General features: G+C 56.4%; 15 protein-coding genes. 12 read left to right on the forward strand and 3 right to left on the reverse strand.

Annotation, left to right across the window (positions count from 1 at the left end):
* Positions 1-276 precede the first annotated feature (276 nt).
* Positions 277-1230 (forward strand): magnesium transporter CorA family protein, encoded by a 954-nt coding sequence (locus MITSMUL_RS08935; RefSeq protein ID WP_005841954.1) that lies wholly within the window; start codon positions 277-279, stop codon positions 1228-1230.
* Between the two features lie 11 nt (positions 1231-1241).
* On the forward strand, positions 1242-1469 hold the full coding sequence (locus MITSMUL_RS08940) for a hypothetical protein (RefSeq protein ID WP_040636134.1): 228 nt from the start codon (positions 1242-1244) through the stop codon (positions 1467-1469).
* A 145-nt stretch (positions 1470-1614) separates the two neighbouring features.
* Here the strand turns inward: MITSMUL_RS08940 and MITSMUL_RS08945 are convergent, their stop codons facing one another.
* Positions 1615-2229, reverse strand: coding sequence for a hypothetical protein (locus MITSMUL_RS08945; RefSeq protein WP_005841956.1), 615 nt, complete (start codon positions 2227-2229; stop codon positions 1615-1617).
* Between the two features lie 294 nt (positions 2230-2523).
* On the opposite strand from MITSMUL_RS08945, the gene MITSMUL_RS08950 reads away from it, so the two are divergent.
* From MITSMUL_RS08950 to MITSMUL_RS08970, 5 genes are all read left to right on the forward strand, one after another.
* Positions 2524-3240, forward strand: a complete 717-nt coding sequence (locus MITSMUL_RS08950) for an LPXTG cell wall anchor domain-containing protein (RefSeq protein WP_005841957.1) — start codon at positions 2524-2526, stop codon at positions 3238-3240.
* 152 nt (positions 3241-3392) lie between these two features.
* Positions 3393-4286 (forward strand): LysR family transcriptional regulator, encoded by an 894-nt coding sequence (locus MITSMUL_RS08955; protein WP_005841958.1) that lies wholly within the window; start codon positions 3393-3395, stop codon positions 4284-4286.
* A 137-nt stretch (positions 4287-4423) separates the two neighbouring features.
* A complete protein-coding gene (locus MITSMUL_RS08960; protein WP_005841959.1) occupies positions 4424-5566 on the forward strand; it encodes an alpha/beta hydrolase in 1143 nt (380 codons plus the stop codon).
* A 259-nt stretch (positions 5567-5825) separates the two neighbouring features.
* Positions 5826-6284 (forward strand): DoxX family protein, encoded by a 459-nt coding sequence (locus MITSMUL_RS08965; protein WP_005841961.1) that lies wholly within the window; start codon positions 5826-5828, stop codon positions 6282-6284.
* 147 nt (positions 6285-6431) lie between these two features.
* Positions 6432-7541 (forward strand): MBL fold metallo-hydrolase, encoded by a 1110-nt coding sequence (locus tag MITSMUL_RS08970; protein ID WP_040636342.1) that lies wholly within the window; start codon positions 6432-6434, stop codon positions 7539-7541.
* Between the two features lie 22 nt (positions 7542-7563).
* Here MITSMUL_RS08970 and MITSMUL_RS08975 read toward each other — a convergent pair whose 3' ends face one another.
* On the reverse strand, positions 7564-8451 hold the full coding sequence (locus MITSMUL_RS08975; RefSeq protein WP_005841965.1) for a LysR family transcriptional regulator: 888 nt from the start codon (positions 8449-8451) through the stop codon (positions 7564-7566).
* A 168-nt stretch (positions 8452-8619) separates the two neighbouring features.
* Here MITSMUL_RS08975 and MITSMUL_RS08980 point away from each other — a divergent pair, with 168 nt between their 5' ends.
* From MITSMUL_RS08980 to MITSMUL_RS09000, 5 genes are all read left to right on the forward strand, one after another.
* A complete protein-coding gene (locus MITSMUL_RS08980) occupies positions 8620-9612 on the forward strand; it encodes an aldo/keto reductase (RefSeq protein WP_005841967.1) in 993 nt (330 codons plus the stop codon).
* A gap of 44 nt (positions 9613-9656) precedes the next feature.
* On the forward strand, positions 9657-10484 hold the full coding sequence (locus MITSMUL_RS08985; RefSeq protein WP_005841968.1) for an SDR family oxidoreductase: 828 nt from the start codon (positions 9657-9659) through the stop codon (positions 10482-10484).
* A 19-nt stretch (positions 10485-10503) separates the two neighbouring features.
* Positions 10504-11436, forward strand: coding sequence for an alpha/beta hydrolase (locus MITSMUL_RS08990; protein WP_050751668.1), 933 nt, complete (start codon positions 10504-10506; stop codon positions 11434-11436).
* Between the two features lie 59 nt (positions 11437-11495).
* A complete protein-coding gene (locus tag MITSMUL_RS08995; RefSeq protein ID WP_005841970.1) occupies positions 11496-12011 on the forward strand; it encodes a flavodoxin in 516 nt (171 codons plus the stop codon).
* Positions 12012-12338: 327 nt separating this feature from the next.
* Positions 12339-13076 (forward strand): carboxymuconolactone decarboxylase family protein, encoded by a 738-nt coding sequence (locus MITSMUL_RS09000; RefSeq protein ID WP_005841971.1) that lies wholly within the window; start codon positions 12339-12341, stop codon positions 13074-13076.
* A gap of 135 nt (positions 13077-13211) precedes the next feature.
* Here MITSMUL_RS09000 and tnpB read toward each other — a convergent pair.
* On the reverse strand, positions 13212-14249 hold a 1038-nt coding region (gene tnpB, locus MITSMUL_RS09005; protein ID WP_005841972.1), incomplete at its 5' end, for an IS200/IS605 family element RNA-guided endonuclease TnpB.

The following is a 14249-nucleotide window of genomic DNA, read 5'->3' on the forward strand; positions in this document are numbered from 1 at the left end:
AAATCCTTCCAGGTGTGACTTAACACATTTTTTACAAGGGGATGCTGGACAAGATCGCGGCGTTGGTAATATAATGAAATGCGGAAAAGCTGCCAGCACGCACGGCAGCTGCATTTTTCTTGTGAATTGTGACAGAGAAGAAAGGCTGGTGAGATCATGGACGATCACCCTAGTGCGATAGATCCCAAACGAAGGTATACGAGTGGGGGAGTGGTCTCCATGGCCCGCCGGTAAGAGCAGCAGGCAGGAGCCTCCCCGAGAAAGGAGATTCTATCCATGCTGCAGATCTACAAATCCCTGGAGAGCGGTCCTCTCCAGGAGCTGACGCTCAAGACACTCGAGAAAGGAGCCTGGATCAACATCGTCGACCCGACGCCGTACGAGCTCAAGGTCGTCAGCAACCTCACCGAGGTTGACCCCGACTTCCTGCGCTCCGCACTCGATGATGAAGAGCGCTCGCATACGGACGTCGAGGAGAACTCAGTCATGGTACTGACGAATGTGCCGGTTTTCCGCGGCGAGGACAGCTACGACGCTCTGCCGCTGGCCATCATCGTGACGGATGAGTTCATCATCACCGTCTGCCTCGAAGAGACGCCGGTCATCACAGAGTTCAACGAGCGCACGTCGCGCCTGTTCCGCACCTACAAGAAGACGCGCTTCTTGTTCCAGATCCTCTACAAGTCGGCGACGTACTTCCTGCGCTACCTGCGCCAGATCTCGAAGCTCTCGGAGGAGATCGAGGACCAGTTGCGCCACGACATGAAGAATAGCGAGATCCTGCGCCTCCTCGAGCTGCAGAAGGGCCTGACGTACTTCAACGCGGCCATCCGCTCGAACGGCGCTGTGCTCGACAAGCTGCTGCGCATGCGCAACAACACGAGCCTGACGCCCATCCTCAAGGCGTACGAAGAGGATGAGGACCTCCTGGAGGACGTCATCATCGAGAACAAGCAGGCGAAGGAAATGGTCGAGATGTACAGCAAGATCCTCGCGCGCCTCGCCGATACGTTCTCGTCGATCATCTCGAACAACCAGAACCTCGTCATGAAATTCTTGGCCGCGATGACGATCATCCTGGCCATCCCGACGGTCGTCTCGAGTTTCTTCGGCATGAACGTGCCCGTGCCGTTCGCCGACAACGCGCATGGCTTCCTCTACGTCATGTGCATCGCCTTCAGCATCAGCATCGTCAGCGCCTATGTGCTCTGGCACCGCGATATGTTCTGAGGAGGAGAGCTATGGTCCTTGCCGAATCAAAACTCCGGGTCGGCGTCATCTACGGCGACCCCGAGAATAACGAATACGTCTACATGCCGGGCAGCGAGCTCGGCGTCAAAGACCCCCTCTGCGTCTACGAAGCAGAGGGCCTGCGCGAAGATGTCGACATGCGCGAAGCCCTGCGCCTCATCTGCGTGCGGAGCCTCAAGCCCACACGCCACCCCGTCTGGGGTGAGAGCTCCTGCTGAAGGAGCTCTTTTTTTAGCGAGACGAAAAGACACATGCTGCAATTGCGATTGCTTCATGTGTCTTTTTTGTGTGATGCAGTTGAGGCGAAGTGAGGATAGGAAAGTCCGACAAGAACCTGCCAGAAGTTCGCGTGGCAGAATCTTGTCAGGTCGTATCGTCTTCGCCGCGGTAGAAGCGGGTCGGCCCCGTCTCAAAATCGTGTTCATGGTCAGCCGGGACAGACAGGTCTGAGAGCCGCTGCCAGTCGAGTTCGAGCATCCGCGTCGTCGGCATCATCGCGATGACATTCTCGACGTCCGTGCGGACCTCGTGCCAGATGGGAACACCGTCTTCATCGCGCTCGTCGCGGTAGAAGCGGATTGTGTGCGTCTCAAGGTCCTGCGTATAGGCAGCCTTGAACCACAGGTCCGTCGCGTGCGCGCGCTTGCCGGACCAGGCGTGGTAGCTCCAGGTCATCGTCGCGATATCGAGGTAGAGCAGCCTGTCCTCGGTCACCCACATCTCGCCGCTTGGGTCGCCCTCTGGATAGAGATTGTAGATCTTGCCGTCCTTCCATGTATAGGCCTGCCAGACATGCCAGCCCTCCGGATCGCCAATCAGGAGCTCCGGCACGGTGTCCTCATCCATCCAGACGAAGGCGTAGCCCGTCCCCTCGGGGCCGGCCACCTTGGCCGCAGCGCTCAATGGCCAGTCGCCAATCGTATCACGGTTTTCGGCAATGGCTTCGCGGTACCCGCTCAGGAACGCCTGATAGTCCATCCAATAAGGCAACGGGCTTTCTTCACAAGCGCTTGCTGTTGGCACATACAGCAGGCATCCCCAGATGAGCACCAGTATCGTCAAACATCGCTTTAACATAGCATCACCTCCGCAACATAAAATCCTCTCATCAATAGTATATGACAGGCGGCTCTCATGCCGTCCTGTATGAAATGACAGGTCAGCCCGATGTTTTTTGCTGACCTGTCATTTTGTACAGTACGGTCGGGATTCCCTGCATTGTATACTGGAAGTGAATCAAGAAGCGATTATAAGGAAAGGGGAGAAAGGGAAATGAGCAATGTGAAGCGGATGTTCCTGGTCCTGCTGCTCGTCGCGTTCTCTGTGGCAGCAGCAGGCTGTATCAAGGCAGATGAGAGCGTGACCATCAAGGAGGATGGCTCCAGCACGATGGTGACGCGCATGGTCGGCAATATGTTTGCCGCGGAGGCACTGAAGGGCTCGAAGGATGAATTCGTCAAGGAGAATCCCGATGCCGTCGTCAAGGAAATCCAGGACGGCGATATGACAGGCTACGAGGTTGAGGTCTCCTATCCGGACATCGAGACGCTCGCGGCCAAGGGCGGCGATATGTTCACGGCGGTGGAAGGCCGCAATGTTGGCGCCGTAGTGGCGAAATCGTGGTTCTACGACACCTATACCTTTGACCTCTTCGTCAAGGGTGAAGAAATGGATACGGGCGCGCAGGACCCCGAGAGCAAGAAGATGGTGCAGAGCATGCTCGACCAGATCCAGTACCGGTTCACGCTGAACCTGCCCGTCAAACCGGAGACACAGAACGCAGACCGTGTCTCGAGTGACGGCAAGAGCCTGACCTGGGACCTCAAGGCGACGATCGCAGAGGGCAAGGATATCCAGATGCAGGCGAGCTATCGCATCTACAACCAAGCGCACATCGCCATGACGGTCGGCGGCATCGTGTTCCTTCTGCTGCTCGCGGGCGGCTTCCTCTATCTGCGGCGCAGGAAACAGGCAGATGAGCTGGCATAAGGACAGACTGAATCCGAACACCCGGTACGAAAAACGTACCGGGCTTTTTTTGATGCAACAGAGTTGCTCCTTGAGAAAGAGTATGCTATCCTATTAGCCAATCAGAGGTGGGATCTTGGATATTTGATTTGCTTAAGTGGGGAGGAATCATTATGGAACTGCGCGTCCTCAAGTATTTTCTGGCCGTCGCGCGCCATCGCAATATCACGCGGGCGGCAGAGGAGCTTCACTTGACGCAGCCGACGCTCTCGCGGCAGCTGCAGGACCTCGAGGAGGAGCTTGGCACGCCGCTCTTCACGCGCGAGAAGCGCCGCATGGAGCTGACGGAAGCCGGCCTCTTCCTCAAGGCGCGCGCCGAGGAGATGACGGCCATCGAGACAAAGACGCTCGACCAGTTCGCTCATCTCGAGGACTTCATCGCGGGTGACGTCTATCTCGGCTGCGGCGAGATACAGGCCGTGCGGCTCGTCGTGCAGGCCCTGACGCCTTTGGGCCGCGCCTACCCGCAGATCCACTTCCACTTCGTCAGCGGCAATGACGAGCAGACCTTCGACGCCCTGCAGAAGGGCGTGCTGGACTTCGGCCTCTTGTGCCAGCAGACGCCGCCGGCGGACTTCGTCTACCGTCAGGTTCCGTTCGACGACGAATGGGGGCTCTATCTGCGCAGGGACCATCCGCTCGCGCAGAAGCAGGCCATTGCGCCGCAGGACCTCTACGAGGAGCAGCTCATCCTCTCGTGCCAGCTCCTGCGCGACCACGTCTTTGCGCACTGGCTCGGCAAGGACCCCGAAGAACTCGACATCCGGGCGACCTACAACCTCGTCTACAACGCCGCCTTCCTCGTCGAGCAGCGCCTGGGGCTCCTGCTGTCCTTCAAGGGACTGGTTCCCATCGAAGGGCCCGAGCATCCCGACCTGACCTTCCGGCCGTTTTCACCGGCGTTTTCCTCCCACAACTACCTGATCTGGAAGAAAGAGCAGGTCTTCTCGCGCGCCGCCGCCATCGTGCGCGCCCGCATCGAAGAAGCCTTCGGCTCACATGATTGATGAATGGGTCAATGCCTGATAGGCATGAAATGGAATTTAAACCAAGTATTGGTAATACAAACACCTCTTGCTATATAATAAAACCAGTTCAAGGAATGAGTTGAAATGGTTTTATTATATAGCAAGAGGTGCTTTTTATGGTAAAGAAAAAAATCTGGAAGAAGATGGCGGCGATGGCCGTGCTTGGCACTGCTTTTGTCCTTGGCGGTCACGCCATGGCAGCAGAGGCAGCGGCGAATCCGGCAGCTGCGGCAAACGAGACGAAGACTGTTGTGGAGCAGAAAGGGGCAGAGAAATTGCATCTGACAAATGAGTGGGATAAGACGTTCCCCGAGAGCAAGGAAGTCAATCATCGGAAGGTCACCTTCCACAACCGCTACGGCATCGAGCTCGCGGCAGATCTCTATGAGCCGAAGAACGCCAAGAAGGGCAGCCTTGCGGCCATCGCTGTCAGCGGTCCGTTCGGCGCAGTCAAGGAGCAGGCTTCGGGCCTCTACGCGCAGGAACTTGCGAAGCGCGGCTTCCTGACGATTGCATTCGACCCGTCCTTCACGGGTGAGAGCGGCGGTGTGAACGGCGTGCGCAATGTCGCTTCGCCGGACATCAACACGGAGGACTTCTCGGCAGCCGTTGACTTCCTTTCGACGGAGTCAGACGTCAACCCGGACCGCATCGGTATCCTCGGCATCTGCGGCTTCGGCGGCATGGCGCTCAATGCAGCGGCCATCGACACGCGCATCAAGGCGACCGTCACCTCGACGATGTACGACATGAGCCGTGTGATTGCCAACGGCTACTTCGACTATGAGAAAGATGCGGGGACACTCGCCAAAGAGCGTATGGCAAACCGCAAGGCCTTGAACGCCCAGCGCACGGAAGACTATCGCACGGGCACCTATAAGCGTGCGGGCGGCGTCGTCGACCCGCTGCCGGCCGATGCTCCGCAGTTCGTCAAGGATTACTACGCCTACTACAAGACGAAGCGCGGCTATCATCCGCGTTCCGTGAACTCCAATGAGGGTTGGAACGCGACGAGCGCGCTCTCATTCATGAACATGCCGCTGCTCTCCTACGCCGGTGAGATCGAGATTCCGGTGCTCGTCATCCATGGCGAGAAAGCCCATTCGCGCTACTTCAGCGAGGGTGCCTTCAAGAAGCTCAAGGGCGCGAACAAAGAACTCATGATCATCCCGGGTGCCAACCACACGGACCTCTACGACAACATGGAGAAGATCCCGTTCGACAAGATCACGGCGTTCTTCCAGAAGTACCTGAAGTAAGCCGTAGGTACCAATCCAGTCCCCCAGCGAGCGCATCGCTCCCCCGCGCTGCGCTCGCTTCTTTTGCCCCGTCTGTCCCATCTCCGATGCGGACAGGCGGGACTTTTACTATGAATTTCTTTGTGCGACAGCAATACGCAAGCATTTGATACCTAGTCAATGAAAAAATCGTTCTTGTGTCTATCACATACTTTATATATCATATAAGTAGATAATAAATATCCGTTAAATATTGTGATAGAAATAAGGAGCGATTATCATGAAATCATTGCAGTACATCAACAGCATCATCGCGTCGAAGAAGGACATTGGCCTTCTCGTCTTCCGCATCTTGATCGGCCTTGCCTTCATCTGGCACGGCGTGCCGAAGCTCTTGAGCGGCCCTGAGGGGTGGACGGCGCTCGGCTCGATGATGGGCGCACTCGGCATCCATCTCTTCCCGACGTTCTTCGGCCTGCTCTCCGGCATCGCAGAGACATTCGGCGGACTCTTCATCCTGCTCGGCCTGTTCTACCGCCCGATGGCCCTTTTCCTCGTAGGCAATCTCATGATGGCGACTTCCATCGAGCTCGCCTCCGGCGCACCGCTCTTACAGGCCTCGCGTCCGTTTGAGGAAGGCGCATTCTTCCTCGGTGTCATCTTCGCCGGTCCTGGCCGCTACAGCCTCGACTACCTGCTTCACAATGAAGTCGGTGAAGAAGAGCACCGCTTGATCTGATATCGGTTTTTTTGATGTAAGTTTCTTGCTTGTGCTATGCGTAAAAAAAATAGCAGATGATTTTCGATAAGCATTTCACAGGAAATGCTTATTTTGCTATCATGGAGAGGATGAAATGACGGAAACAGAGACGGAATGGAGAAAAAGATGAATCGACGGACTTTTATACTGGGGGGATTGGGTGTGCTCGGCGCGGCTGCGGTCGGAGGCGCGGGGTATCTGCACTCCGCGCGCTTCGGGCGGCCATTCCGGCCGGAGCGCTTGGCGCGCATGCAGGCATCGCCTCATTACATCAATGGGCGCTTTGAATGCCTCGAACCTGTGCGCGTCTTGGAGGACGAGAACCAGAATCTCGTGACGGGCTGGCTGAACTACTTGACGGAAGACAAGACGGGCTCGGTGCCGGATGCACCACTGCCGAGCGCGAAGACGGACCTCTGGGCACAGGACGCAAGCGAGGACTTCGTCGTCTGGATGGGCCATTCGACGTTCTACTTGCAGCTCGCCGGCCGGCGCATCCTCATCGATCCGGTCTTCAGCAGCTATGCCTCGCCGGTGTTTTTCCTCAATCGCGCCTTTCCGGGCAGCAACGTCTACAGGGCGGCGGACATCCCTGCCGTCGACCTCCTGATCATGAGCCACGACCACTGGGACCATCTCGACTATCCGACCATCATGGCGCTCAAGGATAAGATCGGGGAAATTGTCTGCCCCCTGGGCGTCGGGGAGTACTTCGAGGCTTGGGGCTTTGACCCCGCGCATCTCCATGAGGAGGACTGGGATACGGACATCGAGGTCTTCCCGGACTTCCACGTCCATGTGCTGCCATCCCAGCACTTTTCCGGACGCCTGCTCGAGCAGAATGCGACGCAGTGGGCCTCCTTTGCCATCGTGACGTCGGAGCACAAGGTCTACTACAGCGGCGACGGCGGCTATGGCGCGCACTTCCGCGCCATCGGCGAGCAGTTCGGCGGCTTTGACCTAGCCCTGATGGAAAATGGCCAGTACGACCGCCGATGGCACCGCATCCACATGCTGCCAGATGAGACAGCGCAGGCGGCAACGGACCTGCGGGCGCGCTATGTCATGCCCGCTCACAATTCGAAGTTTGCCCTGGCCAAGCACACCTGGCAGGCCCCGATGCAGGATCTGACCGCCGCCAGCACAGGAGCTCCGTGGCAGCTCCTGACGCCCGAGATTGGGGATAAGGTCGCCCTGTGGTCGCCAGACACCTTTCCTGCGTGGTGGGTTTCCTGAGAGAAAGCTCACCGGCTGTGCGTCAGACGGTAAAATCTGGATGCTGTCTGTATATCTGTTGCAGCAGTTGAACGAATTCCATAATAGCAGGACGATGGTCATTCTTATGCGTGTAGAGCGCGCAGGGAATGGCCGTTTTTGTTTGGAACAGTGTCCAGGAGAATTCACCATTGTGGTCATTGAGGAAGCCCGGCGCGAGGCAGATGCCGCGGCCTGCGGCGACATTCGTAAGCGTGGTCGCATGGTCGTGGCTGTTGAAGTAATCGAGATGGTAGTTGGCAATCAGCTCCTGTTGCAGCCTGCGCAGGGCCGGTGGCGAGCCGCCGCCGACCATCAGCGTGCGGCCGATGAGGTCTTCGGGCAGCAACGGCGTTTTATTGGCCAGCGTGTCGTCTTTCTGGCTGATCAGGTAGATGCGGCTGTCGAAGAGGGGATGGGTGACAAGGTCGGGGATCTGCCGGATCTCGTATGTCATGGCGAAGAGGATATCCTGTTCTTGGCGCAGGAAGGCATCCTTGCCATGATACCAGTCAAAGGCCGGCTGGATGAGGATTTCCGGATGCATCTCGGCAAAGGTGCGGATGGCCTGCGGCAGGAAATAGAGCGCCGACCGGATGGGCAGCACGATGCGGATGCTGTCCTGGTATTTGGCGCTGAAGTTCTGGCCCTGTTCGATTGCCGCTTGCAGCGCTTGCTGGATGGTCTGGAGTGTCGTGACGAATTGTGCCCCGGCCGGCGTCAGGGAGGCGCCGCGGGCGGAACGCGAAAAAATCGCAAAGCCGATTTCTTCTTCGGCAGCCTTGAGCTGATACGTCAGCGTCGGCTGCGAGATGAAGAGATTCTCAGCAGCGCGGTTGAAATTCTGTGTCTGTGCCAGTTCCAGGATACAGCGGATCTGTTTCGTGTTCATGTGAGGCTCACTCCTTTAATCAAATAATTAAATCGATAATATAATATATCGATTAGAAAAATAAAACAACAGGCCGTATAATAAAAGCATCAAACAGCGCTGCTGTGATGAGGTGGAACGAAAGACAGGAGCCCCGCACAAGGCGGGAGCAGGAGGAGTGGATTTTTGATGGAATATGTAAAATTCGGCAATACGGGCATGGATGTCTCGCGCATCTGCCTCGGCATGATGAGCTTTGGCAAACCGGGCAAGGAGAACGGCGTCTTCCCTTGGGCGAAGGATTACGAGGAAGGCAAAGCGATTTTCAAGAAGGCGATCGACCTCGGCATCAATTACTTCGACACGGCTAATGTCTACCAGATGGGCACGAGCGAGAAAATCACGGGCCGTTACATCAAGGATTTCGGCCTGAACCGCGATGAGATTGTCGTCGCGACGAAGGTCAATTTTGAGATGCGTCCGGGACGGCCGAATGGCGGCGGTCTTTCGCGCAAGAACATCATGGCGGAAATCGATCACAGCCTTGAGCGTCTGGGGCTCGATTATGTCGATGTATACCAGATTCACCGCCTCGATCCACACACGCCGATGGAAGAGATCATGGAGGCTCTGCACGATGTTGTGAAGAGCGGCAAGGCGCGCTACATCGGCGCTTCGACCATCTTCGCCTGGCAGCTGGAACGTTTGCAGCAGATTGCCGAGCAGCATGGCTGGACGAAGTTCGCCTCCCTGCAGCCGCAGTACAATCTCATCTATCGAGAGGAGGAACGCGAGATCCTGCCGCTCTGCGCGGACCGGGAGATGGCCGTCGTTCCTTGGAGCCCTCTGGCCGGCGGACGCTGCGCGCATCCCTGGGGCACGGTAACGGAGAGAAACAAGATGGATGATGTATCGCCTATGGTCTGGGATGCCACCAATGACGTGGACAAGGTGGTCGTGGACAATCTGGAGAAGATTGCCAGGGAACATGGCCGCACCATGGCGCAGGAGTCCCTGGCCTGGATGCTCTCGAAACCATACATCACCGCGCCAATCGTCGGCACGACCAGCGTGCAGCATGTGGAAGAAGCTGTCGCTGCCCTTGACATCAAGCTGGACGAAGATGAAATCGAGGCCTTGGAAGCACCGTATGTCCCCCATGTCAAGACGGGTGCGTATTGAGGAATTGGAGGAAGCGAATTGGAAAAAAAGGAGAAGGTATTGTCATGAAAAAAGATGTGATGCTTGTAACAGGTGCCGGACAGCTTTCGATGGCGATTGCACGTCGCATGGGATATGGGAAGAAAATCATTCTCGGCGATAAGAATCTGGGCCATGCCGAAGCAATTGCCAAGATCATGAATCAGGCAGGTTTCGATGTGGAACCCATGGAGATGGATCTGTCCTCGCGTGAGGATATCCGGGCCATGATTGCCAAAGCGCAGTCGTACGGTGAGATCAAGGCGCTTGTCAACGGGGCGGGTGTCTCGCCATCGCAGGCGCCCATCGAGGTGATTCTGAAGGTCGATCTCTACGGCACGGCGGTGCTGATGGAGGAAGTGGGCAAGGTCATCGCCCGCGGCGGCGTCGGCGTGGTCATCTCGAGCCAGTCCGGCCACCGCATGCCGGCACTCACGCCGGATCAGGACAGGGCACTCGCCATGACGCCGACCGAGGAGCTTTTAAGCCTTGACTTCCTGCAGCCGGACAAGATTCGCGACACGCTCCACGCGTATCAGCTGGCGAAGCGCTGCAACGAGAAGCGCACGATGTACGAAGCCGTCCGCTGGGGCGAGCGAGGTGCGCGCATCAACGACATCGCTCCGGGCATCATCGTGACGCCGCTGGCAATCGACGAGTTCAATGGCCCGCGCGGTGACTTCTACAAAAACATGTTTGCGAAATGCCCCGCTGGCAGACCGGGCACTGCGGATGAGGTCGCAGATGTGGCAGAGCTCTTGATGAGCGAACGCGCACAATTCATCACGGGCGCGACCTTCCTCGTGGACGGCGGTGCAACGGCATCCTTCTACTATGGCCCGCTGCAGCCGTAAACCACGAGAACAGGAGAACATGTACAATGAAGAGGATGAGCAAGAAGGCGTGGCAGTCCGTAGCATTGGGAAGTCCAAGAAACTGCCGCTGATCTTCCAGCATGGCGGAGCTCAGTCAAAACGCACCTGGGAATCCGGCCCTGATGGTAGGGAAGGCTTCAATACGATGTTTGTCCGAGCCGGTTACTCTGTATATCTCGTAGATCAGCCTCGCAGCGGCGAGGCCAATCTTTCTACGGAAGCTGTGACGCCCGATACTCCTTGGGCAACGAACCCCATGTACGGCGACAAGACACTCTATGTACTGTCCCGCGTCGGTCATTATGATGAGGCAGGCAATCCCGTGCCCAACGCCCAGTTCCCTGCAGGCGAGGAGAATTATCAGGCTTTTGAGCAAAGCTGGACGATCGGCTCCGGTCCTCTGAATAATGACCTGAATGCTGATGTGCTGGCCAAGTTGGTGAATAAGCAGCAGGATGGCGCCGTGCTGGTCACTCATTCGATGGGCGGCACCATCGGCTGGCGTACCGCTATCCGCACGGACAAAGTAAAGGCCATTATTGCCTATGAGCCGGGTGGTACGCCCTTTGTCTTCCCAGAAACAGAAATGCCGAAAACCACGGAGGCGAGGTTTTCGGCATTATCGGCCTCTGCCATGGGCGTACCGATGGAAGACTTCTTGAAACTCACAAGGATCCCGATTGTCCTCTATTATGGGGATTACATCAAGATCGGTTCGGAAAATGTCGGCGAGGATAAATGGGGCACAGAGTTTGCCATGGCCAAGCAGTTCGTAAAGGCCATCAACCGCCACGGCGGCGATGCAACACTCGTGCATCTGCCAGATATTGGCATCAAGGGCAATTCCCACTTTCTCATGCAGGAGAAAAACAACAAGGAGATCCTGAAGCTGGCACTGGACTGGCTCCATGAAAAGGGGTTGGACAAGTAAGCCAGTGCGAAAGGAGAGCGGCATTCTGTGAAGGTGTTATTGGTCAATGGAGGAAGAATATGTCAAAAATACTGATTGCTTATTATTCCCGCAAGGGACAGAACTATGTAAACGGCAGTATCAAGAATCTAGCCAAAGGCAATACGGAGCGGGTCGCGGAGTTCATCCAGCAGGCCGTCGGGGGAGATTTGTTTGAGATTCAGACGGTCAAGGAATATGCCGCAGATTACACGCAGTGCACGCTGGAGGCTAAGGCGGAGCTGCGGGCTAAGGCAAGGCCGCAGCTGAAGGAATATCCGGACAGCCTGGATGGCTACGACACGATTTTTCTAGGCTATCCCAACTGGTGGGGCACCATGCCCATGGCCTGCTACACCTTCCTGGAGAAGTATGATTGGGACGGCAAGACCATGATTCCCTTCTGCACCCATGAAGGCAGCGGCATGGGAGGCAGCGAGCGGGAGATAAAGAAGACCTGCCCGGAAGCTGTGTTGAAAAAAGGCCTGCCGATTCATGGGGCTGAAGCTGCCGCATCTGAAGCTGAGGTCGCTGCTTGGGCCAAGGGCAGCATCTGATGAGACGCAGAGAGGAAAGAACGGGACTATGCTGTGACGGCTTGTGGCAGCAATACCGCCCAAAGGGGCTGGAAGAAAAGCGTGTACAGGAACAGCCGGATACCGTTCGTCCCCAGGTAGACAAGTGGCTGGCATCATTAGGATACCCAAAATAATGGACGTGATTTTCCAGTGCAATGCGTGCTGATCTATACGTTTAAGGAATATCAGATAATTTTCGATAAGCATTTCAAATGAAATGCTTATCTTGCTATTATAAAGGAAAAGGAAAACAACTGTGCCGCAGTTGGCGGCACGGGACATACGAGAAAGAAGGATGTATCTATCATGGAGAAACAGACAGCAGGACGCAAGGCATTGGGCGATTTTGCACCGCAGTTCGCGGCACTCAACGACGATGTGCTCTTCGGTGAGGTGTGGGCAAAGGAAGCCGAGCTTTCGCCGAAAATCCGCAGCATCGTGACGGTTTCGGCGCTCGTCGGCAAGGGAACTGCTGGCGATGCACTGCGCTACCATCTGCAGACGGCGCGGCAGCACGGTGTCACGAAAGAGGAGATGGCCGCACTGCTCACGCATCTGGCCTTTTACGCCGGCTGGCCAAACGCCTGGGCGGCGTTCCCCGTGGCCAAGGAGGTCTACGCCGATGCCACTGATGCGGAGAATCGCGGCGGCTTCTTCGGCCTCGGTGAGCCCAACGATGCCTATGCCAAGTACTTCACGGGCCAGTCGTACCTCAAGGTCCTCTCGAAGAAGGGCGACCCGCTGACCATCAGCAACGTCACGTTCGAGCCGGGCTGCCGCAATTTCTGGCACATCCACCACGCCAAACAGGGCGGCGGCCAGGTCATCATCTGCGTCGACGGCGAGGGCTGGTATCAGGAAGAGGGCAAAGCGCCGCAGAGCCTGACCCCAGGTGACATCGTCGAGATCCCGGCAGGCGTCAAGCACTGGCACGGCGCCAAGAAAGCGAGCTGGTTCTCCCATCTCGCCTTCGAGATCCCAGGCACGGAGACGAGCAACGAATGGTGTGAGCCCGTCACGGATGGCGAATATCCGCAGGACTGATCTTGACACTCCCCATGCCTAAAGGCAGGGGATTCTTGGTTCAACGATCACTGCGCCGCCTCCGAGGAATTGGCGTCTTACACGATCTCCCCAAGCGTGAATTCCCGTGTGCCCCACGGTATGTTTTATTTCCGTTCATGCAACTTTGGATTTGTCTTCCAAAGCCTTGCGCAGGATGTTCTTTGCGGCGTTCACATCTCTGTCGTGATGGGTTCCGCACGCTGGGCAATCCCATTCGCGGACACTCAAATCTTTGGTCAGTGGGTTCTGATAGCCACAAACAGAGCATGTTTGACTCGACGGGTAGAATGTATCGACCTTGAGCAATTCGCCCCCGTGCAGTTCCGTCTTGTATGTGAGTTGGCGGAAGAACTCGCTCCAGCTTGCATCGGAAATGGACTTCGCGAGTCTGTGATTTCGCAACATCCCCTTGATGTTCAGATGTTCTACAGCTACTGTTTGATTTTCACGAGCAAGCCGTGTCGATATCTTGTGAAGGAAATCCCTGCGGATATTTGCGATACGCTCATGAACGCGAGCAACACGGACACGCGCTCTTTCACGATTCACCGACTTCGGCATCTTTCGGGAAAGCCGCCGCTGCTCTCGGCGGAGCTTGCGCTGGAGCTTTTTCAGTGGATGTGGGTTCTCTACGATATCGCCGTTGCTATCCGAATAGAATACCTTCAACCCAACGTCAATACCAATCTGCTTGCCATCGTTTGGGCAGGACAAGGATCCTCTTTCTACTTCGACACAAAGCGAAAGGTAGTATTTGCCTGAGGCAGCCCGGCTTACCGTGGCAGAAAGAATCCGGCCACCGAAGTCACGGCTCTGCTTGATTCTCACAAGACCGAGCTTCGGGAGTTTGATCCTCTTGCCGATGATACGGATACCGTTTGTTTGATTGCGCGTCCGATAGGACTGGCTGTGACTATGCTTCGACTTGAAGCGTGGGTATCTTGCCCGCTTTGCAAAGAAGTTCTGAAATGCGCGATCAAGATTCCGCAGGGATTCCTGCAATGCCATGCTGTCTACTTCAGACAGCCATCTAGTTTCCTCGCGCTTCTTGAGGTCGGTGAGCAATTTGCTTGTCTTGACGTAAGTCAGCGAATTGTGATTCGCTTTCCATTCGTCGCGACGCACCGCGAGGAAGTGGTTGAATACGAAACG

It is taken from the genome of Mitsuokella multacida DSM 20544, assembly GCF_000155955.1.
Taxonomy (GTDB): Bacteria; Bacillota; Negativicutes; order Selenomonadales; family Selenomonadaceae; genus Mitsuokella; species Mitsuokella multacida.

Excerpts from the sequence above, each read along its gene's own strand:
- MITSMUL_RS08935 (WP_005841954.1), top strand. The coding sequence starts at position 277 with ATGCTGCAGATCTACAAATCCCTGGAGAGCGGTCCTCTCCAGGAGCTG.
- MITSMUL_RS08940 (WP_040636134.1), top strand. The coding sequence starts at position 1,242 with ATGGTCCTTGCCGAATCAAAACTCCGGGTCGGCGTCATCTACGGCGAC.
- MITSMUL_RS08945 (WP_005841956.1), bottom strand. The coding sequence starts at position 2,229 with ATGGACTATCAGGCGTTCCTGAGCGGGTACCGCGAAGCCATTGCCGAA.
- MITSMUL_RS08950 (WP_005841957.1), top strand. The coding sequence starts at position 2,524 with ATGAGCAATGTGAAGCGGATGTTCCTGGTCCTGCTGCTCGTCGCGTTC.
- MITSMUL_RS08955 (WP_005841958.1), top strand. The coding sequence starts at position 3,393 with ATGGAACTGCGCGTCCTCAAGTATTTTCTGGCCGTCGCGCGCCATCGC.
- MITSMUL_RS08960 (WP_005841959.1), top strand. The coding sequence starts at position 4,424 with ATGGTAAAGAAAAAAATCTGGAAGAAGATGGCGGCGATGGCCGTGCTT.
- MITSMUL_RS08965 (WP_005841961.1), top strand. The coding sequence starts at position 5,826 with ATGAAATCATTGCAGTACATCAACAGCATCATCGCGTCGAAGAAGGAC.
- MITSMUL_RS08970 (WP_040636342.1), top strand. The coding sequence starts at position 6,432 with ATGAATCGACGGACTTTTATACTGGGGGGATTGGGTGTGCTCGGCGCG.
- MITSMUL_RS08975 (WP_005841965.1), bottom strand. The coding sequence starts at position 8,451 with ATGAACACGAAACAGATCCGCTGTATCCTGGAACTGGCACAGACACAG.
- MITSMUL_RS08980 (WP_005841967.1), top strand. The coding sequence starts at position 8,620 with ATGGAATATGTAAAATTCGGCAATACGGGCATGGATGTCTCGCGCATC.
- MITSMUL_RS08985 (WP_005841968.1), top strand. The coding sequence starts at position 9,657 with ATGAAAAAAGATGTGATGCTTGTAACAGGTGCCGGACAGCTTTCGATG.
- MITSMUL_RS08990 (WP_050751668.1), top strand. The coding sequence starts at position 10,504 with ATGTACAATGAAGAGGATGAGCAAGAAGGCGTGGCAGTCCGTAGCATT.
- MITSMUL_RS08995 (WP_005841970.1), top strand. The coding sequence starts at position 11,496 with ATGTCAAAAATACTGATTGCTTATTATTCCCGCAAGGGACAGAACTAT.
- MITSMUL_RS09000 (WP_005841971.1), top strand. The coding sequence starts at position 12,339 with ATGGAGAAACAGACAGCAGGACGCAAGGCATTGGGCGATTTTGCACCG.